This is a genomic window from Methylophilus sp., from assembly GCF_052173275.1.
In the GTDB taxonomy this organism is placed as follows: Bacteria; Pseudomonadota; Gammaproteobacteria; order Burkholderiales; family Methylophilaceae; genus Methylophilus.
Window position 1 is genome coordinate 154292 of the sequence record NZ_JBQMUL010000001.1, and the last position, 25243, is coordinate 179534.

Genomic DNA, 25243 nt, shown 5'->3' on the forward strand with positions numbered 1-25243 from the left:
TTAACTAGCTTTATGTCATTGTTTCAATTGAGTTTCACGCGTGAAACACCGAAATTTACACCTGTGGGAGAAGCACCTCGCCCCACACATTTAGAACATAATACATTTATTTATTAGTTATTTGCAAATTGATATTTATTATTTATTTGATTTCTAATTATATTAAATACAACACTTGAACATTTATTTATATATTTATTTATTCAATTGGATTATTTAGGCTTTATTTTGATATACTCAATCCATAACTTATTTATTGTATTTTTTCCTAAAAAGGATAAATCATGGCTACCGTCATTAAAAACCTGTCTCAAGTAATTGGTATTCTTGCTAATTTGAATATGCCTAAGATGAATGGGCCAGCAGTTGTAGAGATTTCTAAATCAACTGGCAGAAATCAATTTCTTAAATTAGTAAGTGCAGCAGAGGATGGGGATCGTAGAAGCAGTGATTCTTTAAGAACAATCTGCGAGTGCGTTTCAGAGGTTGCAATTCAATGCATTACAGAAATTGGTGTTACTCAAATTTCGATTCCGAAATTGGTTGAAATTGCATTTAGCGAAAAAGCTAATCTATTTAAATCTTTTATTAATTCTGCATTAAGTAGTAAAGGGTCTGATAGAGAGGTAGCAATCAATAAGATTTTCGACCATTTAGGATTGGTAAGGCCAGCAGCATCTAGCAATGGCGCGGGTCAGAGAGCTGGTGGCTCTCAATCCAATGTAAATCACAATAGCGCATCTGATAGGGTAGGGGAGGGGAAGTCTCAGAACCAATTCAGCCAGAAACAGGAGGAACCTACCCGTGAGTATCGTCAACAGGAGCAGCGTCAGACTAACAATTCATCCCAATCCAACAGGAGTTCTGGGGATCGTCAGCAAAGCGGGTATCAAAACAATCAAGGTAACGACAATGTTGCGCACATGAATGATTATCGAGAGAACACAGCTGACACATCCGAGGGGGGCCAACAAAAAGGCGGGTTTGAGTCTATGAGCTTTTTTGGAAACAAGTTCGCATGTTGTTTCAATAAGTCACAAAAAAACGACAAGGAAGTGGTCAATATCGATTTCGCTGAAGGGTCAAACAGAAAATATAACTGGGGAAATAAGGTTGCATTCCAGTGTTCATGCAATGAGATGATTTTCGTTTATGGCGTATTGATGGGCTACATTGCAGGTTGGATATCTGAAATGCATGGTCAGTCAGATATTAAGAAGACACTATCAATTGAGAAGCAGGATGGTGGTTGTTATATCTCAATTAATGCAAAAGGGATGAAGGGTGTAAAAATCCCATTTGCTGAAAGCGCTCAATTGAAGTCATTTTTGTATTCAAGAATCAAAACTTGGTTTGGCGATAACAATGATCAATTGATTCACCAGTGGATTAAAGACCAATGCACGCAATATCACTACGTCAAGCCAGACATGAACCAGCAGCGTCAAAATCAGCAGAGGCAAGCTTAATGTTTCTGTCTGAAAACAGCGATCAGAGTGACATTCTCAGGAGGTTTGCGGACACCAGGCATAAGTTTGGGATGGTTCGTATAGAAAGCGGAGTGCTTTTGTATTTGATCAAAGCACACCGCTTCTGGGAGGGCAGGGCAGAGAGCTTTAATAAATTTCTTGCTGACAACCAACTATCTGCAAATGGCGCAAATCAGTTTATCAAAGTGGCGCACAAGTTTTATTTTGAACTGGGAGTTCGTGACGAAAGGCTTTCTACGCTAGCTAAGTGCAGCATGAGTACGCTTTTGATGGCGGTGGACAAGGTGAATAGGCACAACCTGGATGAAATGCTTGTGAAACTTGAAATGCTTTCAAAAGAGGATATTCGCATAGAACTTGAAGCTATGGGGAAGCGGGAAGAGCGCATATTCAATGGCGTAGAAGTATCAGAAAACATGAAGCACGCCAGACAACTTATATCAACACTTTCACCTGAAGAAATATTAACTCTACGCAATGAGCTATTCAACAAAACAAGAAGCTAATGCACCTGAAAAGGATTGCTCTCTTGCAGCGGTAAGCAAGGCATTTCACTTCAAGCATGAAGAGGAAATGTCATTATGGCTGCCAATTAGATACATCGACTTATCAAAAATTGAATCACCGAGAATAACTGACGGTAAACGCAGATTATTCAGGTTGAAGCTTTTGACTAAACGACTTGATATCTCACAAAGCCCTAGAAAACTTAAGCTTAGCTTTGACCTAAATGGTGCCAGTATTTACGCGAATGTCATGGGTCCTGAAATTGGTAATTGGGAGCATTTACCTACTGGTGAGTTATTTTGTTTTGAAGGTATCTCAACGCAATTAGGCGAAAGCTACTACATCAAGGGAATTGAGCTTGTAGATGAGAACTTAGGAGCGATTATCCCTGTTTACAAAGGGAAACATAAGTACAAATCAAACGAGATCAGAAAAGCAATCACCGAGCTAAGCTTTAGTGAGCTTGAGTACGTGTCATCTCAAATCTACGTGAGCCTTTTTGGTAATGCTGAAGTTAACCAGGCATGGGAACGCGGGATCATCAAGGTGATTAGAGCAGTGCATTTTCCTTCATGCATGGGTGAGGCTGAATTCGGGATTAAAAAGATTAAAGATCTTTCAGTGAGATACCTTGTTGAGAAAGCACAGGAAACAACGCGGACGACAGCTACATATAGCAGCGTTGCCATTGATGGAGTCTACCTATCGAGTTTGGAAAAGAGACTGAAATTCAGTCTTACTGGGTGCCAGGTCAGATCAATTGGTGAAATCAAAGATGGACTAACGAATAAGAAGCGCATGCTTCGCTTGTTGAATGGTGACGTTGGTACCGGGAAAACTGAAACTTACTTACTGCCGTGTATTGCGGCTTTTATGGGCGGGGCAAAGTTGGGCATCATGGTACCGAATGAGATTCTTGCTAGGTCGATTGTAGATAAGATTCGGGCTATTGAGCCAAGAGCCAATGTGAAGCTGGTGACTGGAAATGATGATGATGGGATGTATCACGGGAAAATACTTGTGGGTACTACGGCCATGGTTCATCGTGCGAAGAAATACCGGCTTCAGTTTGACATTGCAGTTATTGATGAAGAGCAAAAGTTTTCTGTAGAACAAAAGTCAGCGTTAGTTCAGGACAATACTAACGTCATTTACTCGACAGCAACGTGCATCCCGCGTACAGGTGCATTGCTACAGTATGGCAACGTTGATATTTCCATCCTTCGTGAGTGCCCGGTCGAAAAGAGAATCATCTCGCGGATTATCGGAGAATTCGAGTACCGAAAATTCTTCAGTTACCTTAAGAAGTTCACTGATGCCGGGAAGCAAGTTGGTGTTGTATTTGTACAGCTGGATAAAGAGGGTAAGGGCAAGAAAAACAGCGAATCGGGTGCCGATGAGAAGCCTAAAAAGGGCAAAAAGGCACGATCACTTGATGAACATATATCAGCCTTCCAGGAAGAGTTTGGGAGCGACCTGGCAATCCTGCATGGCCGATTAAAAACTGATGAAAAAGTTGAAGTCATTGATGGAATGATGACAGGAAAATTTAAGGTTCTGATATGCAGCTCGATCATCGAAACAGGTATCACTTTGCCAGACTTGTTTTCCTTAAGTGTTTTTGAAGCTGACCACCTTGGATTGAGCCAGCTTCATCAGCTTCGTGGCCGCATTGCACGGGCAGGCGGCGTAGGGGACTTCAATATGATTCCTAGTGAAAATTGTTCTGAGCAGGGTATGAGCAAGTTGCACGTAATACGAGAAGAAAATGACGGGTTTGTTGTTGCAGAAAAAGACCTTGAATTAAGGGGGTTTGGTGACTTGTCACTTGAATCGGAGAGCCAGACTGGTGAGAGTAATGGTCTGTTCTATTGCTTACCAATAATGCCTAGAGATGTAAGCGAATATATAGCCAAGCAGCAGTTATGAGCGAAACCCCCTAGAAAATAGGGGTGATTGGTCACGTTAGCAGACATAACTGCACCTCTGTACAGAATATCATCAGATTATCCCAACTTGTAAATGGCCTTGTCTCGCCTGGAGACTATAAAAGGACAATCAAAAATGAACATCGTAAAATTGGCAAAACAATTAATACTAGCAGCTTTTGCATTGCTTTCATTTACCGCGAATTCAGCAACATTCGATAAATTTACGGCGACTAAAGGCGACAAGCAGGGTTTTGTGAGATTGGAATGGAGCATGCCTGCGGATATTTGCCCTAGCGCTTACGGGTGTGGTTACAGAATAAAACGTAATGGTAGCTATATTTACAATTCAGTTATTAATACTAATGGTGCCGTGTGGGACTCAAAATTATCGCATGACGATTTTGATGCTACAAACAATGCAACTTATACATATGTAATTGAAACATTCCAAGATACATTCAGTGGATCTGGAACCATATACGGACCGCAGGTTGGGACAACTGCGACTGACACGGGTTATGCGGGTGATATCTATATGAACATTACCGCAACGAGTGTGCCGGGTGGGGTTAAATTGAAATGGTCACCGCCTGCATTCGATTGCCCAAGCCAATATGGTTGTGGATTTTGGATTTATGCAGAGGATGGAAGTACATTTTACAGGAGTCAGATAGATGTTGATGGCTACACGATTGACCCAACAACTGAAGTTACAGTCCCATTAAACGATACAAGATATCAAAGATTTGCATTCAATACTTTTGCAGATAGTAAGCCTGGGGTCGGGGTAATAGTGGGTAGATCACTTGGGCATGGTACAGAGATTTATGGAAATGCCTTGCCTAGCATTCAGAATTTCAAGGCATCAGATGGTACCGCTCAAGGACAGGTAAGAATTACATGGAATCCAATTGAGATGTCTTGCCCGTCAAATGATGGTTGCGGGTTTGAAATTGAGCAAGATGGCGTTAGTGTGTTCAAAAGTTTAACACCTACGTTTCCTTCTGGATATACATCCAGAGGAAAGGTATGGGTCGGTGGGACTGAGTATGTGCAAACATTGAATGACACAGCTACACATTTGTACAAGATTAAGCTGTTTTCGGTAACAAGAACTGGAACTACAACAAATGGCACTAGCGCTTATATAGGTACTACTGATACAGACAAAGGTTTTGCAGGAGAAACAATCAAGAATTTCACAGCCAGTAAAGGTCAGTATCAAGGTGCAATTGTAGCTAAAGTAGAGGCTATAACAGGTTTATTAGTTAGTTGCCCAAGCACATACGGGTGTGGATACGAGTTTAGAAGAGATGGTGTCATTGTTTCACAGAGCCTGGCGTTAACAGGTGATAACACCCAGTATGGCAGTGCATGGGTTGGCACTAACCAATATGTCGATTATGTAGCTGATCAAAAGGTTCATGAATACCAAGCTAGGATTTACGCAAAGGAATTAGTATCTGGCACGACCTATAAAGCTACGTACATCGGTACCGAGGCTTACGATACCGGATATGCTCTCTCGAATATCACAAACTTTACGGCATCTAAGGGTGAGTTTCCTAGCGTAGTAAAACTAAGTTGGTCATCCCAAAATTGCGGTACCAATGCAGGTTGTGGGGTGCAACTTTCAAGAGATGGAACTGTAATAAAGACATCCCAAATTTTGACAAATGCATATGCGTTTATTGAAGGTACATCTTATGTGCAGGGTGGTACATTTGAAGATAGCCCTGGGCCTGGAATTCACACTTACAAGATTACTGCATTCTGGGGTAATAAAGTTGGAAGCACCACAACTATGGGCAAGTTAGTGGGTGAACCACAGTATGTGTCAGGTTTCACGAGTGCAAGTTCTGTGAATATTCAAAATTTCAGCGCAAGTGATGGCAGCACTGTAGGATCAGTAAAAATGCAATGGGATGCAGCAGCTGGTTTCGATGAAATAAGAGTTTTTGAGAAAACAGATTCCGGAGAAAATCAAATTGCAGTGCTTGGTGGGAATGTAGGCACTTATGATTACTTGGTAGACGAGGTTTCAGTAAAAAGATTTTTTGTCAGGGGTTATAACTCAGGTGCTGCAAATGGGGTTGGTAGCGTTGTTGAAACGGGTTACGCAAAGGCTGCCTTTAGTTCATTCAAGGCTAGTGATGGTTTATACCAAAGCAGAATTCAAATTGAGTGGAACCAGGTAGAGGGTGCGACTCAATATGAATTATTGAAGTTAAATGGTAGTGAGTGGAAGCAAATCTACTTAGGTACAAATTTGAATTTTAGTGACGCAGCGGTGAGTACAGATACTGCATTCTACCGTGCAAGGGCGCTGAAAGATGGTGTGTACTTTGGTGGAGGGAGTGTTGCAGATAGCGGTTTTGCTAAAACAGCAGTGGAAGGCGTTGATGCGAGCGATGGTACTTTTGCTGCAAAAATTTATGTGACCTGGAATGCAGTTGAAAATGCTACCAGATACTATGTTATTCGAGATGGTAGTGTTCTGGAAAATGTGACTGGCAAAACAGAGTTCATGGATAAGTTAGTGTCTGATACAAATTTACATGCATACTCAATAAGAGCATTTGATTCGACTGGGAAGCAAATTGGAACAGACTCTGCGGTGAACTATGGTTTTGCAGGGCAAACATTTACAAAATTTACAGCAACTAAGGGTACTGTTTTTGGTGCTGTTGAATTGGAATGGAATCCGGTTGCGGAAGCCACATCTTATAAGGTGACTAGAAATGGTGTTACAACAACTGGGGTATACGGAACGACATACGTTGATAGCACTGTTAGTGGCACGACTCAATATTATTACTATGTACAGGCTTATAAGGCAAATGGTGCAGTTTTAGGTATAAGAAGTTCTCAAATTTCCGGATACGCTTCTTCAGATCTTGCGACACCCAAGAATGTGAAAGCTAGTGACGGTTCTGCATTTGATAAGATTACGATCAGCTGGACGCCAGTTATGTTTTGCGTGAATACGCCATGTAACTTTGCTTTTCAATCGCCAAACCCGACAAACACAAATGTACAGAGCTACAAGATATGGCGTGACAATGTAGAACTTGCAGTGATTGCTGGCAATGTTACGTCATACGTTGACTCAAGTGCAGCAGTCCAGGGAGGTAAGTCTTTTAATTACTGGGTGGAAGCGCTGGACCCGGCAAATAAAGTGATTAATGTAAGAAGCGGTGGTGATGTTGGTTCAACTATGGCTGATGTTGCAACGCCAAAGAATTTCACGGCTTCTGATGGGGTTAGGGGGAAGGTTGTTCTGAATTGGCTAAGATCCATTGGGGCGACTGGATACGCTATTTTCAGAGATGGTGTTCAAATTGCTACTGTGGATGCCACTAAAGCCAGTTATACAGATACATCTATTGTTTCAGGTAAAGTTTACAGCTATCAAGTTGCAAGTATGTCAGGGAGTACAGTGTTTACTAAAACTAGTGTTGATCCTGGATATTCAATGCTTGACGCAGTAACGAACGCTAGTGCTTCACAGGGTACTGTAACTGAGTCGATTGTTGTTAAATGGGACAAAAAAGAGAGTGCTACTTCATATATTGTGGTCATTGACGATTCTGTTAGCAAGATAGTTGGATTGACTAATGGCTTTGATGCAACAACTAACACATATAGCTATAGATTTAATGATATTGAAGATACTGAAGTTCATAAATTTTATGTAATCCCTAGGATCGGCACTAATGCTGGCGATAGTGTAACTGTTACAGGTTACGCAAACTTTGGTGCAAGTTCTGTGAGCGCAAGTGGCGAGACCTTTAATGGTGTTGAAGTTGAGATGACACCCAAAGTAGTGGATGTAAATAAGAATGAATCGTTTACGTTCAATGTTCCTGTACAGCCAGCAAATGGCAGTGCATCGGTAAGAAATGGGAAAATTGTTTATAGATCGAATTCTACCTTTAGCGGAGTCGAGTCATTCGATATCACTGTCACTGATAAAGGTAACGAAGATACAACCGGTAAGGCTACTGTTAAGGTTAGTTGTTTAGCACCTACACTTACAATAGGGACAGTTTTACCTGCTAATCTTAAGGCATATCGTGCAGGTAAAGTTGATGTAACTTTGAATGCTAGCGGATGCATATCTAACTATAAAATTGATTACGTTCTACAAAAGAGAAATAGCACGGGTGAATGGGAGACATTTACCGGATCTTCGTTCCCAAGCGTGTCAGGTGGTCAGCCTCAAACGATAAATTTTGATTCTTTAGATGCGGGTAATTATCAACTGGTAGTTACTGGTACTGATTTGAATTCAAATGCGGAACCAGTGGTTAAGTTTAGTTCTATAACTGTTAGTCCATACAATTTGCCGACGATAGTTCTCAATAAGAAACTAGTTGTACAGGCTACAGAAGAAGTAATTGCAACTGTTGCTGATCCAAGCGTGAAAGATTGTGAATTCACGTTCAGTGGCGCTGTGTTTAATTCCAATCCTACAACTCATTGTTTAATTCAATGGGAGACCGTGCCTGTTGGGATGCACATTAGTACGGACAGATCAAAAATGAGTGGGGTTATTGATTCGTTTGGTACGAAGAACATCTCGGCGTTGATAAGCGTTAATTCGCCGGCACAAGGTAAAGTAGTTGTTGGCAGAATAGTTGAAAAAGTTGATGTCACAGCTTTAACTGAGCTGAAGTTCTCAGCACCTGAAAGTATTGATGTAGTGCAATTTTTATCAAAGGCAGATTTTTCTGTAAAGAAAGGTTCTGAGAACACTTGTGAATTAACTACGAATCTCGAATCAGCGATGAACAGCTATGGGGATAAAAACTTCAGATGCCTGCTTGAGTTCGATAGTTTGCCTCAGAGCCTTAATAAAACTTATAGTGGTTTTAATGGTTATTTCACAGAGGTAGGAACAAGTAATATTGGATGGACTGTTTCTTACTTTAAACGTGGCACTGAGAAGCTTTTGGTAAAAAGTGGAAATGTAAGTGTGAATGTGACTGCTGCTGAAATCGACTATGACCTGGATAAATTGGTTGATAGACCGTTGCAGTTAATTACGACTGTGAATCTGAGTCTGAAAAAGGTTGGTAAAAATAGTTGTCCTCTAACGACTTGGAACGATGCCGATGCACCTGGTAAGTGCCTGGTGGAGTGGACAGAGCTTCCTGATGGTATTGCACAGAATTCAGACATTTATTTGCCAAAGCTGGAAGGTATGTTCAACCAGAAGGGGGTGCAAACAATAAAATTTGCAATTTCATTCATAAACATTAACGGTACTAAAACTCTGATTCAGGAGAAACAGGCGAGCTTTGACGTAGAAGAAGCGCCGCAACCAAAGATTTCGTTTGCGGATGGAAATATCATTTCGGACGATATTTTGGGTTATCCAAAACAGGGGGGTATTGCTTCCAGATTAGTGGTTGATGCTACCAGGGCATCAGTCGAGGGTGAGGTAACGTTTACGCAGAATGCGTCAAATGATTTTAAGTTTTCTGTGAAAGGTGGCAAGCGTAGCAGAGTGTTGTTAGTGCGTGCAGCACCATTGTGGTCGGAGCAATCTGCATCTGTTAAGTTAAGGATGAAAGATAACACTACTCTTGCGGCGGCAAAAACTGTAACGCTGGTATCGATACCTGATTTAAAGGTCAGACCTGAGCTTATGATTGTAAACAACACCTACGGTGATGAAGGTCCGGCCAAGATCAAGATGAGAATTGGTGAATACCGCAAGGGAGGTTTTGCTTACGTGCCTGTAGAAATGGGCACTTGGAAAATGCGTTTACTAACAAGAGTGAATGGGGTTTTTGTTCCAGCATCTGAATTCAAATCAGTGAATGAAATTGGAGAAACAGAAGTTGAATTGCCAGTAGTAGGAATGGCTGTAGCGAGATTAATGGTGGAGGCTATGGCTGTATCACCAAGCAACCCATTGGTTGAGGTGAAAAGACTATCTCGATATCGTGACATCCGTATTGTCAAAGGTAAACCTATCGATGGGAAACTGACAATTAAGAGCGACAGGCCTTCTTCTGGCGCAGCACCATTCAACATTCGTTTCGAGACTAAACTTGATGGTAAAGCGGATGTGGCTGCATTGGGCGCGTTTAACCTAGAAATTAGCAAAGATGGTAGCGACTGGGTGACGAATGAAGACAAGAAGTGCAGGCTGCTATGCAACATATTGTTCTACGAAGGTAGGTATCAGGTTCGTGCACATTTCGTTAATAAGAATTCTGGAGCTGAGTCATACAGTGAACCCTTAGATGTTTATGCTTACGATGCTATAAACCTAAAGATGGAAGGGGCAAATGTCTACTATCCAAACGATAAGGTTGATTTAATTATTAAGACAACAAATTCTCGGGGTCAGGATGTGGCCGCTAACATTGAATGGAATGTTACGAGTGGTACTAGTAGGGATGGTTCCACGATGGCTTCGGGTACAGGGGACAGGGTATCATTCACTAACAGTAAGTCAGGGACACTATACGTTACTGCCAGGGCTGTAAGGAGTGATATTGATGATCCGACTGTAAAAGACTTTGTAATGAATAAATTCACTGTACTTTACAAGGCTATCAGAAAACCAAAAGTTGTAGTTATTGGACCTAAAGTTGCAGAAACGGACGTAGTACAAACATTCAATGCGCAGGTAATTACAGACTTTGAAGGGTCAAACACTAAGTTGAAGACAGTTGGTGAATGGACCTTGCCTGATGGACAGAAAGTACCAGGTAACGTACTGAACTGGATGCCAGATGCAAGTGATAAATCGTTTGCCAATTTAGGTAAAGTGAATCTGATTTACTCAGCTTGGGTTGAGGGGTATAAAGACGAAACGTTTGTAAGCATCAATAGGCCTTTAGGTTTGTGGACTTACGTTTGGCCTGAATTTACGATGAAGGCTACTTTGACGAAGAATGTGGCACCAACGACGGCAACACTGGTTGTTACACCTGATGACGAAGAAGCGTTTAGGAAAATAAACTCTAAAGATATTACTTACAGCTGGAATATCGATCCTGAATTGATCTTAAACAGGGTCACGGCTGGAACAGCAAAATTGAGCATCCCTTTGGGTGGTTCGTTTATGGCTGGAGTAACAATCAGTGACAAGCGTGGGAACAGCACTTCTCTCGAAGTTCCGTTGAGTAGCAATGACATCAGCGATATCTTCGTGAAGATGAACATCGCAAATGCATCTAGGCATTCTCATGCCCCACTTGATATTTCGGTGAATACTCAGGTAACTGGCGGCGCTAACGGTGACTTCGTGAAAGACATTGCTTATGATCTGGATGGCGCACCGCTTGATTTTGGCAATAAGAGCTTTGGTAAGGTACTAAGCATCCCAAGAGGTAATCACAACATCAATGTGAAAGTGACTACCAATTACGGAAAAGTTGGTACACAGACTGCAAACTTTGAGGTGAAAGATAATGTGCCTCCAGTGTGCGAGCTAAAGATAACGCCAATTGATAACCGTGATGCTTACCTAGAAGTAAGTTGTACTGATCCAGACGGTAGAATCAAGCTTTACGACTGGACAGTAGATAACGTAAACATTGGCGCACGTAGCTTCAGGTGGAAGTACAGAAAATCATCTGATAAGGCGAACATCCCAGTCAGCGTTGAAATCACTGACAGTGGTGACGCTAAAGTACGAGTTAACGGAATCGTGCCTTAACTGAAACACTGAAATAAGGAACCCCGGTCAGTTGGCCGGGGTTTTGTTTTATGTGTTACCTAAAAATACGATGAACTATTGAATGATAGTAAATGGCGGAAGTGCTTGGATCATTTTCTTAGCGTAGGACTTTGACTTAGCCCTCGGGTCGCAGATAGTAACCTTACCAACATCTTCTTCGGTCCGGATTAAACGGCCTACAATCTGGGTAAGTTTTCTGAACGCTTCAGGGATTGAAATTTCTGAAAAGGGATCTCGACCTATACGTTCATAGTATTCAGTCTTAGTAATCAGTAATGGATCACGCACTGGACTAAATGGGAGTTTGTCGAGCAAAACATGCTCACAATATTTCAAAGGTAGATCTACCCCCTCAGAAAATGAGGTTAGTCCAAAGATAATGCTATGGCGGCCAGCATCCACAGCTTTCTTGTGATTATCGATCATTAAACCTTTGCTTAGTGAGCCATCCTGGATAATTGCATGCTTAAGGACTTCAGGACTGAGAAGCGCTGTAACAGCATTTAATTTACTTTTGCTGGTAAATATATACAGCGAACCCGTTGAAGGCTCCAGCGGCTCAGAATTGATGACCTGGGCGACATCTTTTGCATGATTCTTAGTGTCATTTACATCACTTTTAATATTTGGAATGACAATCTGAGATTTTGAGAAATCAAAGGGGGAATCAACCTTGAGGGTGAAATAGCGCTGCGAGTCCAATTTTGTAGATTGGATAAAACTATCGAACCCTGAGACATCCGTAACAGTAGCAGATAAGAAGATTGTCTTGTATGCAACATCAAGAAGGGCATCCCGTATAAATTCACTGGCATCGATTGCTGAAGTGTTGATTATCAGATCATTACCACGACTGTTTTTCTCCAGCCACCGGGCAAATGGAGGTTTATCTTCAGGATCTGGCTCAGATATCACTGTGAATGTTTTTAATGTGGTACCAACGTATGAAATGTAATTGGATAGGTCTGAAACAAGCTTATCTGTTACATCAGTTTGCAATTCACGTTCTTTGACGAAATCATTAAATCGCTCCAATAGATCTCCAAGCTTTTTGTTTAAGTCACTTGCAAGCGTGCGGATATTTTCAAATAAAGGCGAGACATGCTCATCAGCAACCTTTAGCATAAGAAACTCTTCACCTTCTTTGGCGAATTGCTTGTGCAGAGAATCGAAATATGAGTATGAATGGTTTACATGATCAGAAAGAGCTAGGCCTAATTCAATTAATCCATCAGTATCAAACTGAAAAGTAATCACAGATGACTTGAGCTTGTTAAGCAATGGCTCAGCCTTACCCAATAGATTGGCGTGAAGCTTGATTGTGTAAGAAGTAGCACTGGCGGCAACTGCCTTATCGCTAAAGTTATGGGCCTCATCGATCAGAACACAAAGTTCAGGATAGGCAGGAAGAATAATGCCACCGCCCATACTCATATCCGATAAAAGAAAGTCCTGATTAGTCACGATTATGTCTGTTTCTTCAATCTGGCGTTTCTTGACGTAATAGGGGCACGTTTTGTAGTGCTGACACTTCTTACGGGTACAAGAGTTTGAATCAGTGGTTACAGCTTGCCAGGCATTGTTTGAAACAGGTATAGATAGCGTATCCCTATCACCATCCCACTGAGACTCATTTAAGTATTCAGCCATATGCTCAATGGCTTTGGTATCTTCAGGTGTAGGCTTAAATTTGAATGATGGTCTACCGAGTACATCATCCTGGGGATTTTCATCGCTAGAAGTCTCACCAGCGCACATTGAATAGAGCCTTTTTGGGCAGGTATACCTGCTACGACCTTTCATATTCATGAAAGTAATAGGCTTATCAAATGCGACCTGAAAAGCTGGCAAGTCTTTGTTTATCAGTTGATCCTGAAGGGCAGTAGTTGCAGTTGCAATCAGTACCTTTTTTCCGGCCTCAAGCGCGAAAGGGACTGCACCTAATAATGCAGCATACGTTTTACCAGTCCCAGTACCAGCCTCAATACAAGCCGAAGCCCTTTCTTCTAGCGACATAACATGGGCAATTGCACCGATCACTTTCTTCTGCTGTGGGCGATCTTTAAAGTTTGGATTCAGTTTGGCTAAAGAGCCATATATTAGCCCGATTCTTGCTTTTATAGGGCAGGGTTGTTTAGTCTTGTTTTCCATTTAGTAATTTTACCTGTTTGGTAAGGCTGTTTTGCCGAATGGACTGTTCAACGCAGTAATTCCATTTGGCGAAAATTGAATATCAATTTTGTAGAATCTGATTATGGATATCGCACTCATTAACAAAGAAGTAGATCTCGCTGGTCTCTCTGTTTATGGAAACAGAGTCACTAGTGGCTTGCGCTATATGAAAATGCGCCAGCTATGCATTGATTCTGGAGTTGATGTGCAAGAAAAGGACCACTTCTATCGGTATGCCGAATTTATTGTTAATGGTCTGGCAGCCGGGACTGATCAGCGGGAAATTAAAACATCGTGCGTGATTGGCTTTGCAAATGACGAAAATACAGCTGTATGGCAAGTGATTGGCATGTTTGAGAGTGGTACTGGGTTGGGGGCAATTAAACGTCGTAGTGAGCTAATTGAAAGCTTGAAAGGTAGCGGTCGTGGCACTGTGGCATTCCTGGTGATTAAGTCGGCTGATGGCGACAGGATTGACGCAATGATTTCAAACGGATTTGGCCGTGTTTTCAGTTCTCATAAGGCGGGTTATCACTGGACTGAAAAACCGAGTGCCAGGCAGTGCTGCATTGCACTACAGCTTAGTGAGTTCAATCATGTGAATGAGTTGGTCACGAAGGAGCTAAACAGGCAGTGCAATTTAGACACGATTAAGACATTGGGCATGAAGCCCGGTGAAGTATTCGATGGGTATGGAGACACAGGATCTAAACCCAGAAAAATTAAGGTTCTTGAAGTTAATGCAGAGGGTGCCGTGAAGTTTGAAATTCTCGCGCCTGGCATTAAGGAAAAAGGACGAATCAAAAAAGAAATTGAAGCTAGATTACTTAAGGTGAGCAAATGTCAGACAAAAGAAGCAGAAGTAGAAGCGGCAAGCGAAGAGTAACGTTTTCGGGAGGCAGTTATAAACCAACCGGCTCTTACTATCAAACTGAACGGGCTAATGTGAGTGAGATAGTGAGAGAAAGAAATAGCTCATCGGAAGAGCCGTATAAAAAAATGATATGGATCGTACTGGCTTTGATGGTGGCCTTATTCGTGATCAAGTATAACGATGACGGTAAGCACTTGAAAGGTTCTGAGGACCATAACGAGCGCGTAGTAAAGGAAAGACAGCACGCTGTATCAAGTTGATCGCAGTGTTTTCTGCAAGATAGGAGTGGACTTGTGATGAGTCCACTTTTTTTATTAGTCCACGGCCAGTAAATCTTCCCATCTGGTTGTGTAACAGGGGCTGGTGAGCGCAGTGTCTGGTAGCCAGGTATGGTCAAACCCGGCACTTGCAACCCTGATTGTATTCTTACCCATTTTCTTGTTTATATCATCAATGGTTTTCATCAACGAATCTGATTTAGCGTCTGGTATGGTTTGAGTGAATAAATCATGTTGGCATTGAGAAGCTGGCACCAGCTCACTGAATAATATGCCGGATCTCGAATAGTTATATCCATCTCGGAATATTTGCTTCAGGGCATAGATTGCAAGTCGCACAAGAGTTAACGTGTTATCTGTTTGAGATGGGATTGGAACTGTATAGCTATTGCTGTACTGGTTTTCGTTAGGCCTGAATCTGCTTGTAGAAATGAATACGGTAATTAAGCCGGCAGTTGAATTTTGTTGGCGTAACTTCTCAGCTGCTCTGGATGTGTGTACAGATATAGCCTGGCTGACTTCATTGAGCGTTTTCACCTGTCGCTCAAAAGTGCGTGATCGTAATATTTGCTTTTTTGGTTGTGAGACCTCTTCTAATTGGATGCATGGAATGCCGTTTAGCTCACTTACGGTTTTCGCCATCAGCACGCTGAATCTTTTGCGCATTAATTCTGGGTTAGATTGTTTTAGGTCGTAAACAGTATGGATGCCTAACGCATTTAGCTGCGGTGTAAGCCTTTTGCCAACTCCCCATATATCATCGACAGGTGTTTGCTTGTAAAAGGCCTTGAGTTGGCGTGGGGGCATGGTGTTTAAATTGCAAACGCCATTTGATTCTGGATTTTTCTTGGCGTAGAGGGTACCCAGTTTGCAGAGTGTTTTTGTAGGGGCGATACCTAGTGAGATTGGAAAGTTTAAGCCTCGATTGATCGTGGATTTGATTTCCTGTGCATACGCAGTGAGATCTAAACGGTTAAACCCGGCCATAGAGATGAATACCTCATCGATACTGTAGTCTTCTATGCTTGGGCTGAAATTCCGTATGATGTTTTTGAATCTATTTGAAAGCGAGCCATACAGTTCGAGGTTGGCATTAATTATTATTATCTCTTGATCTTTGAAAAGCTCTTTGACCTTGAATACAGGGTCGCCCATACTTATTCCAATGGCCTTTGCCAGTGGAGACCTTGCTACTACGCAGCCCCTAATACCAGAGACTATGATTACTGCCTTGCCGTCTAGCTTGGGATTGAACAACTTTTCCATGTTGTAATAAGCATTATTTATATCACAATGGATTAGCTGATCAGGTAGCATTTGTTGAATTAGCAAAGTAATCGAGGTTGGATTATTATCCTAACAGACGTGATTGCAAATGCTAATTGCAGGCTTTTACAAGTGTTTTTGTTAGATTAATTGCGTAGCCTTGAGCACCTTTGCCTTACATGGCAGCATTATAAATTCGGTCATGCTAATTTAATTTGAATTGCACCAGGGTATTCAGTGAATCAAACACCTTGTCAACGTTATTGTATGGGCAGAATGTAGATTTAATGCCTCGTTTCTTTATTTCCACGGAAACCTTTTCAAACAGAGAGTGATTGCAGTATTCAGTGAAATATAAGCAATATTTTATGTTTTCAAATGCATCATTAGTAAAATTAAGCTTATCTGGATTGAGGTATAGGGCTTTTGGGAAGCTCTTTCTTAGTTTCATGTGCAGGTTTTCGTGCCCACCAACGAAGGCTACATGTTTCTGAATGTCACTAATGAATACCTTTGGACCCTCTGCTGCTTGTGTTTCAAGCTCGTTTTCATTTTCACTATTTAGAATGAGCTGAGTGAAATCTTTTAGACTTAAGATTTCCTTTCGATGAACGGCCAACTCTTCATTTAACCTTTGAATTTGATTTTTGAGTTCTCGGTTTTCGTTCTGCAAAGGGTCGCTTTTGCATGAATTCTGATTTGCTTCAGGCTTTGAGTTTTTCAATTCATTAGTAAGCCTGGCAACATCTTGCTTGAGTCTATGAATAGTTTCTTGTTGTGACTTGTTATTTTTATTGTTAATTGAATTTATTTTGTTTCTTTTTTCTAATTCTTCATCTTTAGTCGCAGCTGTATCGCTGAATCCACCAAATAAAATACGCTCTTTATCTTCATGATGTGCATTCAGATCAGTTATGTACGGTCTTTTAAGGAATGATGGCAATGCATTTAGATTTTGCAACCTGACTCTGAATGCATGAAAGTCTTTGAGATCAGAGAAGATATTTTTCTCATTTAGAGTGTTAATAATCTCATCAAATAACTCTGGCTCATTTTCAATAAACTCTGCAAGCAAACTACTAATAGGCTCAGGATCATCATAATTAAGGCCAAGAAGAGAAAAACATGATGATACTGTCACAACCATTACAGCTAAACAAAGTACAGATGAAACAACGTTTTCATTTGAACCAATAATCTTTGATGTTAGGAGGCCTGGTGTTAGTGATTGAGAACTTAAAAGGGTGTTAAAAAATACTTTACTAGACCGGTCTCCACTTAAGTAAATATTAGCGAAAACAGCAGGCAATAGATTGCCGACAATACTATCGGAACGAAAAATTCTTTCAATGGTATTTATACGTGAAACGTAATCATTTTTTAGGAAGTCTTGGGAAATCTCCCATGCTGTAGCTGGTATCGTTTTTAATAAATGCTCTACAGCTTTTATAGTAATGGTTTTCTGTTTTTTGTAATGACTCAGGGGCGGTATTTTATTGATTAGTGATAGAATTTTCTTTTCTCTTTGCAACACTCCGTTGTATTTATTCGGGAGTATTTCGTCCCTAAGTCTTTTAACGAAAAGAAACTTTAGATTAGCATCGTTGGGGGATTTCGCTAAAACTCCTGTGTTTCTTTCTTCTACATAGTTAGAGAATGATTCAGAGAGAATGCCGGTAATAGCTTTGTCAAAAATGTCCTCAATCCTGAAGAATGGCCCTTCATCGACTACGTTAGTTTCGTGATCCAGTTGATTATTTAGTTTGCTTTCGCGCATTTAATTAATGTATCCAAGTTTGTTAAGATTGAGTATGGCACAAAGCATCTCTTAAAAATCCGAATGAGAAATGCGAGAGACTTAAGCGCTTATAAAGCATTCAGCAACTTTCATTCCATGTGTTCTGGCAGGGAAATTAGGAATGTAGTTGGGATAAATTGCACCCATAATTAGTGCCCTTGCGCCCATTTGCATTAACTACTACTTGAAGGTTACGCAAGAATTGTCATGAAATGACTTTTTTCAGTGACCTTGATTTTTCAATCCACATTTTCTGTGGATAAGTCTGCTAAATATTGTGGAAAAACATACTATCTATAAATTTCTTAGAAAATATTTTGTTGATTTACAAGGCTAGAACTAAGCTTGTGAAAATTTGACTATTTTTTATACTGACAAATTGGGGAATTTCTGATGTGCAGCAACTATCAACCTTTGTCGAAAAATAATGCTGGTTGGGTGAAAGAAAACTTCAATCTGGAATTACCAGGTGAAGAGTACAAAAACCATATCTTCCATGGGGGCGTGGGTCCGATTGTATTTTTGGATGATGATAAGACTAGGTGTGAGCTTGCCCAATTTGGACTGGAGCCTCACTGGGCTGAAGATAAAAAAAGATTCTTTGAAAGCACCTATAACGCAAAGAGCGAAACGGTTGCGACACTGAGCAGTTTCAGGAGTGCATGGAAAGCAAGGAGGTACGCCATCGCATTGGCAGAGGCGTTCTATGAGCCTTTATACGAATATGAGGGTGCAAAGCCAGTGTGGGCAAGAATTAAAAGAACTGACGGCCAACCTGTAGCCATTGGATGCATCTGGGAGAGCTACACCCAGGTGAAAACCGGGCTGGTGAAAAAAAGCTTCAGCATGCTTACTCAGGATTGCACTGATCACCCATTTTTAAGCCTTTTCCACAAGCCGGGTAAAGATAAAAGAACAATAGTGGTACTGGATAACAATGAAATGCAAGACTGGCTGACGGCGAGCAACGACCGTGCGCGCGAGTTGATCAAATTAACCGATGTCGGATATTTAGAGGCAGAAGGCATTTGATTGCATGAATACCTGATTGTACGAATGAAAAGCCCCGGACATCAGGGTCTTTGTGTTTAGATAGATTGTAAGTTAGCTATAAATTCTGATTTGCGACCGCACGCGTTCCCATTGTGATGGCCGTGTTCGTGATAGCGTATAGAACGATACCAGCTGGCAGCATTGTAAAAATCAAAAACATCGGGATCGGCATAAAGTTTAAAGCAAACTTGATGTAGTCTTCAGTTGGCTTATGGGCATTCATTTTGGCATTGATGCGGGTCTGAATGAATATAAGCAGGCCAAATACTAACGGCAACACAAAATATGGATCTGAGCTGGACAAGTCTTTAATCCAGAGTATCCAGGAAGAATCCCTTAATTCGGAGTTAGATACCAGCATCCAGAGAATCGATAAGAAAATTGGAAGCTGTAGCATAGGGATAAACAAAGACACCAGAGGATTTACTTTGTGTTCCTGGAGTAGCGACTTAATGAGGACGGGCGCTTGGAGTTCATTATATTCGGATTTGATTTGGTCAATCTCAGGGCGCAATTCTTTCAATTTGCGATTTGAACGCTCTACCTTCAGCGTCAGTGGGTATAAAACAAGCCTAAACAGCACAGTCATTGCAATGATGGCGAATCCGTAGTTCGGGATGTACTGGTTGATGAACGAGAGAGCATTGAAAAAGGCATTGGAAATAGTGGTAAGGAATCCATAATCCAATACAGCGTCCAAGTGAGGGATATCGGCAACCTTGTTGATATAACGAGGGGTAATGGGACCAGCGTAAACGGTCGTGGTATTTGAAAATGATTTACTACGGGCAATGGTTTGAATATCCGTGGCTATAACCAGCTCAATTCGTTCAGCGCGCTCGATAGACTGGAGATGTTTAGTTTTTGATGTTGTGCCCACGGCAGTGGAGAAGAATCGGTCTGAGTAGGCAACCATTTGCGGGTTTGGTATACCGAATAAAGGTGACTTGATTACAGCCGGTTCACGGTGCTTATGCGTTTTCTCATACTGATCGACATACATAAACCCCTTATATGAAGAAATCAAAGGTGCATCTTTTGGTTCTGAAGGCGTGGACAGAGACAAGTGATATGCAACATCGATACTTTTGGCCGTGTTATTCACCAGCGTATCAGTGACAGTTATCTCATAGTTATCGTTATCGAAGACATATTTGCGCTTTAGCGTTGGATAATAGGGCGAGTTGGCCAACACCAGGTAAGCTTTATTGCCGGACAAATGCTTTTCATAGTGGGTAAATGTCTGCGGGATGTCTTCAGATGGCGTGAAATACTTGCCAGTGAGTTTTAGGCCGTCTTTACTGATGACCTCGTATTGTTTTCCGTCTGTATTGTCGTCTGAATATTTCTTCAGGGTGACATTCACAATTTGCCCGGTAGATGTATCTATGTTTGATACATAAAGCGGTGTCTCAATCTTTACTGTATCTCCCGCACAGGCTGCATTTACAGCAAGCATCATTAAAATTGGTGCAATCAATTTTTTAAGCATGGTTTCCCTTAGTAGTTTGTAAGCCAGATAGCAATTTGTGTACCGAATTACGCAGCTAACTGTTTCTTATTTTTGACAGGCGGTTTACCGGCCATCCTGCGCCATGCATCAGGGTCAATTCGGAGGGGAGAGGTAATGCCTGACTTTGCATTAATAAACATACCGTGGTGTGAATCCAGCCCGCCTTCAGTAAATATTGAACTGAGCAGGTATAAGGCATTGGTTGCCACCAGCTTGTTGATAAAAAGACCCTGCTTATGAAGACTTTCCATGACTGAGCAGGATGGTGTATCAACATCTACAGGGTCTTTAGACTCATCGAGCATGTCTGGGTATAGGTCGGTCACAGTTTTAAGGCGAAGGCTATCGCTAGGTTCGCGCTCTTTAGGTGGTCGGAACTGTCCGAAGATGACTTGACCATAGTTTTCGGCATTACCCATATCAAGCCAGTAGTTATCTTTATCTCCATTTCTATGGAGATATGCCAGTACATCATGAATCTCGCGGCGTGACTTCACTGAGTCAACACAAGAAATAACGAGGTTGGAATTTTTAAGATAGAAACGGGTTGTATGGCTGAAATTGGTAGGGACAGCATCCCAATCTAAGTTATGGAAGTTGTTTATACGATTGACCAATAAGATAGCTTTGTTATGGCCTACATCGTGCGAATAGAACTGGCTACGCGCGATATTAGCTTCAGAGACTTCATCGCCATCATAAACAGTGACATGCAATCCGGCATGGCCTAGTTTCTTTAAAGCAAAATTTAATGTTACGAGGCCATCAAGCATATGGCTCCCATTGCCGCCAGCACCTACTAGGTGGATTTTCAAAGGCTCTTTAAGCCAAGCATTAGGTGTGTGAAATTTCATCGTTAATTTTCCCTTTCAGCATCCAATATACATTTTTGAAGGGTGATATTTGCCGATTGGGGAGTGGGGTAGCGGGTGATTCCATTCGGCGGGAAAGAGGGTGCAATTTTGTAAACTAGCATTACGTTGAACAAGGAGAAAACGAAATGTTACTTTCAGCTTTATTAGGTTATGTACAAGAATCAGGGATGGTTCAGTTGGCACTCATGCCCGGAGCAAACGAGGGCGAAATCAAGGTTGCAATTACAGCGCGTAAGCCAGAGAAAGCGGAAGCAGCTTTGTTTCCACCACTAATTTTCAGTGGTCTGGCAAGCGAAATGGACGCGGCGATCCCTGAAAAAATTAAAGAGTTCATGGGGCAGCGTGAAGTGATTAGCACCGACCTGAATGCTTCACTGGATGAAATGCGTGTAGCAGCTGAAGCACGTAAGAAGCTCGAACAGGAAAAGAACAAGCCGCTTGTTAAAGCAGGGAAAGGCAAGCCAGCTGCGGAGGGTAAGCAGGAAACGACTTCTGAAACTAAAAAGCCTGATGCAGCCGCACCTAATATGTCTTTGTTTGGGGCATTAGAGGAATCGCAGCCAGAGACTCCAGCAGTACCTCAAGTTGTGGCACCAGCCGAAACATCAACGGAAACAGACGCAGAAGCAGAGAGAGTAGGTGGGTAATGGTTACAGCAACATTTTTAACAAGAAGCTTTATGTATGCAGGAGCAAAGCTGGTGGACATTGACCCAGAAATGTCTCCAGATGACGTGCGCCTTCATTACGCTGCGCTGTACCCAGAACTTCTTAATGCTGTTGTGGGCGGGTCACAGCACATTGGTACTGAGTTGGTGTTTACTTTTGAAAAGTCTGTAGGGGTTAAAGGCTAATGGCACTCAATTTTGACAGGTTCAAAAAAGAGGGTGAGTTAAGTCTGGCAATTGCTAATAGTGAGGTGAAAGTATGTTCGAGTCTAATCAGGGATTTGGTGAATCGTGGGAAGGGTCATCCAGTACGTTTTCGCGGGAACTCCCGCATGTCAGTGCCAATGACGGAATTGCCCATGCGCCCCTGATTCTGCCTCACTTGTCAGCGGATATTCCAGCTGTCATCGATTATGAAGGCAGTCTGATCAAAAGCCTTGAAATCTGCGAACACCTTGAGGAACGTGGCCTGCTAACACAAGCAGACTTGGATGCTGGCGATAATCTGAGTGATGTGATTGAGACTACATTCAATTCTCTATTTTCTGGGCTGAATTTGGATGAAGTCACTATCAACATGGAAGAGGTCAGGTCTTACCAAAAGGGCAAAAGAGACAAGGTTAAGGTTGTCGTTGAGGCATTTCACTATGAATTAGGCGCATATAGCATCGAGGCCGCGATAAAGTATCTGAATGAGCAAGAGGCTGGACTGGGTGAATGTTTCAGTCGCTTGGTATGTACAGCCGTTGGCATCCTATATCGTGGATGGACACCATTTAACGCCTGGCATCATGTGACAACCCGCGACTGGAGATTTTGCGACACGTATGAACAGTTTGCCGAGGAAATCTTGGAAGAGATGGATGGCGATGAAGAAGAGCTTATGCATATGAATGTCATCAAGACGCAAGAAGCCATTGATGGATTGGGCGGTAACTTCACAGCATTCCATATCGATGACCGTGAGAAGGTCGCCTTTGTGCAAGAAATGAGAGGCAAGCTGAATCTGTTTGGGAAATATAAAGAATTAGTGGAAGCAATGCTGTTGGTGCTTACTGAAGTGACTTTTGGCATTGAGCAGTTTGCAGAGCAATACAGGTCATGTGTAGAAGAGGATGGCGAAAATGGTTTCGGCTATGGAGAAATAGCCATTTACGCAGTTGAGAATAGCGTCTTTGACCACCTCTACGACCAGCACATGCAGTCGCTGTATGAAGTGGGCATTGATGAAAACGCAGTTTCGTTTGGCTGGATGTTAGATGGCATTAGTAAAACTGACGTTGACGACATGGTGAGGAAACTTAAATTCTTGCAGGAAAAGCGTGCATGGTTTGCTGACGTTCTAAACAATTCACTTCAGAAGGACAGCTGGAACTGATTACCGTATCGGCGGGAATGGCATGGCTATTCGATAAACTACAGAAAATTAAGTAACGAGAAAATTTATGGGATTCAACAATCAAATGGAAAGTAAAGACAGGCTGGTGCTAAAAAGCGCAATGCTCATTTACGAAGGGCAGAACACGATTTATGCGAGTACACACCCTGTTCACCTTGTAAAAGAAAAAATGATGATTGGAGCAGGTACACCTATGAACCTGCTGGATCTCGAAAACGTCTTGGTGAGAATGGGAAAGAGCATGTCTGAGGGATTTGTGTCTGACAAGCTGATTTACTCATCGCCTAACGTGCGGTTTTGGTGGCGCAAAGCCGGTATCGGCAATATGTTCATCAAGAACAGCGAAGGCGAGTTTGCTTTAAAAGTGCATCACCCTAGCTTGGTGTTTACATTGTGCGGAAATGGCTTGAGGGTGTTTGCAGTGAAGGGTGACGAAAAGCCCACAGCAGATACGGAATTATTCAATGCGCCATATTACAACATCGATGCTTTTGGCAGGCTGTGTACAGGCAATGTTGTATTGCCAGATGAGACAGGTTCTACTAGCTTCGCGGCTTGGGAAAAGATGTTCTTCGACAGCTACTTTACCCACCACTCAAACGACAAGCTAATCCGCTCGAAGAAGTCGTGGGTGGGGTTCTGGGTTGACCAGTCAAAGAGCGGTGAGGTTTTCCCAGAGGATACCTTGTACGAGAGCAAGGCCGGAAGTCTAAAACTATTAGCAGAGGAATTGAGAAAACAATGAATAAAAGCATAAACCTTAACGCACTGGCCTTAATGAATATGGGGTTGGTAAATGCGCCCGTCATTGGGGAGCTGCCACCCATTGAGAACAGCGGTCAGCGCGTTGTGGTAGCTAAGAATGGCGTGTTTATTCAATTCGTAGGTAATTGGTTGGAAGTGATTAAGCGCGTTGGCAATATCAGCGCTAGCGTGCCTTACGGATCTATTGAAGAAAAAATCGATCTTCGATTTAAAAAGTTTCCGCGTGAAATGTTCACTCAATTTCATGAGCAGGCAAAGGCTTCATTTCCGAATGAAGCTTTTGCTTATATCCACTGGAATCGTGAAACAAATCAAATTTGCCTGGTGCCTGGTGTCGTTCTGAAAGCGACAGGGGATGAAATCAGCTATGGCCGTGTGGATATTGAAGATGGCTGGCAGTGCATTGGTGACATCCACAGCCATCCGAACTCAATCGCTTTTTACTCTGAGCTGGACAATGACGACGACAAAACAGGCGTGAAGTGCAGCTTTGTCATGGGTCTGGACTCTGAAAAGGCGATGAACAGCTTGAGAGGTCGTTTCTGCGTATTTGGAACCTACACCGAGATGGATGCGAGCTATACATAATGGCCTGGGAATTGCTTTTACTCTCTCGAAAATAATCAGTCATAAAAATCAATGTTCGATATTTTAGGGAAGTGGTATGAGCAATAAGAAGTTAGTCGTTTTATCAGCATTAGGTTTTAGTGGAAGTGCCTTTGCAACAACGGGTAGTAGTGATTTCACTGCAATCGCAGACATGTTGCAGGCTTGGAGTAGTGGGACATTGGGCAAGTTAATAGCAGGCGAAGCAATGGTGGCTGGCGTGGCCTATGGAATTGTCAGGCAAAATATTTTTGCGGTAATTATTTCAGTGGCAGCTGCATTGATTATGAGCTACGGCCCGGCAGTGCTGACTGACTTCTCTTCATTCACTGTTTAGGCGTTGATTA

The 25243-nt window shown here is 42.1% G+C and carries 17 protein-coding genes; 12 read left to right on the plus strand and 5 right to left on the minus strand.

Annotated features, from left to right (window positions below; genetic code table 11):
• Positions 1-284: 284 nt before the first annotated feature.
• The 4 genes from ACTS9Y_RS01005 (at position 285) to ACTS9Y_RS01020 (ending at position 11609) form a co-directional block, all read left to right on the plus strand.
• Positions 285-1469, plus strand: coding sequence for a hypothetical protein (locus ACTS9Y_RS01005; protein WP_442584163.1), 1185 nt, complete (start codon positions 285-287; stop codon positions 1467-1469).
• A complete protein-coding gene (locus tag ACTS9Y_RS01010) occupies positions 1469-1996 on the plus strand; it encodes a hypothetical protein (RefSeq protein WP_442584164.1) in 528 nt (175 codons plus the stop codon). The genes ACTS9Y_RS01005 and ACTS9Y_RS01010 overlap by 1 nt, the downstream gene beginning before the upstream one ends.
• Positions 1968-3926, plus strand: a complete 1959-nt coding sequence (locus tag ACTS9Y_RS01015) for a helicase-related protein (RefSeq protein WP_442584165.1) — start codon at positions 1968-1970, stop codon at positions 3924-3926. The genes ACTS9Y_RS01010 and ACTS9Y_RS01015 overlap by 29 nt, the downstream gene beginning before the upstream one ends.
• A gap of 135 nt (positions 3927-4061) precedes the next feature.
• A complete protein-coding gene (locus tag ACTS9Y_RS01020) occupies positions 4062-11609 on the plus strand; it encodes a hypothetical protein (protein WP_442584166.1) in 7548 nt (2515 codons plus the stop codon).
• Between the two features lie 75 nt (positions 11610-11684).
• Here ACTS9Y_RS01020 and ACTS9Y_RS01025 read toward each other — a convergent pair whose 3' ends face one another.
• Positions 11685-13781, minus strand: coding sequence for a helicase C-terminal domain-containing protein (locus ACTS9Y_RS01025; RefSeq protein ID WP_442584167.1), 2097 nt, complete (start codon positions 13779-13781; stop codon positions 11685-11687).
• A 103-nt stretch (positions 13782-13884) separates the two neighbouring features.
• On the opposite strand from ACTS9Y_RS01025, the gene ACTS9Y_RS01030 reads away from it, so the two are divergent.
• On the plus strand, positions 13885-14688 hold the full coding sequence (locus ACTS9Y_RS01030) for a hypothetical protein (RefSeq protein ID WP_442584168.1): 804 nt from the start codon (positions 13885-13887) through the stop codon (positions 14686-14688).
• A 302-nt stretch (positions 14689-14990) separates the two neighbouring features.
• Here ACTS9Y_RS01030 and ACTS9Y_RS01035 read toward each other — a convergent pair whose 3' ends face one another.
• Positions 14991-16271, minus strand: a complete 1281-nt coding sequence (locus ACTS9Y_RS01035; protein ID WP_442584169.1) for a Y-family DNA polymerase — start codon at positions 16269-16271, stop codon at positions 14991-14993.
• A gap of 154 nt (positions 16272-16425) precedes the next feature.
• Complete coding sequence (locus ACTS9Y_RS01040) at positions 16426-17997, minus strand: hypothetical protein (RefSeq protein ID WP_442584170.1); 1572 nt, start codon at positions 17995-17997, stop codon at positions 16426-16428.
• A 414-nt stretch (positions 17998-18411) separates the two neighbouring features.
• Here ACTS9Y_RS01040 and ACTS9Y_RS01045 point away from each other — a divergent pair, with 414 nt between their 5' ends.
• Positions 18412-19050, plus strand: coding sequence for an SOS response-associated peptidase family protein (locus tag ACTS9Y_RS01045; protein ID WP_442584171.1), 639 nt, complete (start codon positions 18412-18414; stop codon positions 19048-19050).
• A gap of 76 nt (positions 19051-19126) precedes the next feature.
• Here ACTS9Y_RS01045 and yidC read toward each other — a convergent pair whose 3' ends face one another.
• Both yidC and ACTS9Y_RS01055 read right to left on the minus strand, forming a co-directional pair.
• Positions 19127-20563: a membrane protein insertase YidC gene (yidC, locus tag ACTS9Y_RS01050; protein WP_442584172.1), complete on the minus strand. Its 1437-nt coding sequence runs from the start codon at positions 20561-20563 to the stop codon at positions 19127-19129.
• A 47-nt stretch (positions 20564-20610) separates the two neighbouring features.
• Positions 20611-21438 (minus strand): PRTRC system ThiF family protein, encoded by an 828-nt coding sequence (locus tag ACTS9Y_RS01055; protein WP_442584173.1) that lies wholly within the window; start codon positions 21436-21438, stop codon positions 20611-20613.
• A gap of 146 nt (positions 21439-21584) precedes the next feature.
• Between ACTS9Y_RS01055 and ACTS9Y_RS01060 the strand changes: the two genes are divergently transcribed.
• The 6 genes from ACTS9Y_RS01060 (at position 21585) to traA (ending at position 25233) form a co-directional block, all read left to right on the plus strand.
• Positions 21585-22106, plus strand: coding sequence for a hypothetical protein (locus ACTS9Y_RS01060; protein WP_442584174.1), 522 nt, complete (start codon positions 21585-21587; stop codon positions 22104-22106).
• A complete protein-coding gene (locus ACTS9Y_RS01065) occupies positions 22106-22312 on the plus strand; it encodes a PRTRC system protein C (RefSeq protein ID WP_442584175.1) in 207 nt (68 codons plus the stop codon). The genes ACTS9Y_RS01060 and ACTS9Y_RS01065 overlap by 1 nt, the downstream gene beginning before the upstream one ends.
• A gap of 73 nt (positions 22313-22385) precedes the next feature.
• Positions 22386-23504: a hypothetical protein gene (locus ACTS9Y_RS01070; RefSeq protein WP_442584176.1), complete on the plus strand. Its 1119-nt coding sequence runs from the start codon at positions 22386-22388 to the stop codon at positions 23502-23504.
• A gap of 67 nt (positions 23505-23571) precedes the next feature.
• A complete protein-coding gene (locus ACTS9Y_RS01075) occupies positions 23572-24270 on the plus strand; it encodes a PRTRC system protein B (RefSeq protein WP_442584177.1) in 699 nt (232 codons plus the stop codon).
• Entirely contained in the window at positions 24267-24878 is a 612-nt protein-coding gene (locus ACTS9Y_RS01080) for a PRTRC system protein A (protein ID WP_442584178.1), read from the plus strand. Before ACTS9Y_RS01075 ends, ACTS9Y_RS01080 begins: the two co-directional genes overlap by 4 nt.
• A gap of 76 nt (positions 24879-24954) precedes the next feature.
• Complete coding sequence (gene traA, locus ACTS9Y_RS01085) at positions 24955-25233, plus strand: TraA family conjugative transfer protein (protein WP_442584179.1); 279 nt, start codon at positions 24955-24957, stop codon at positions 25231-25233.
• Positions 25234-25243: the final 10 nt, after the last annotated feature.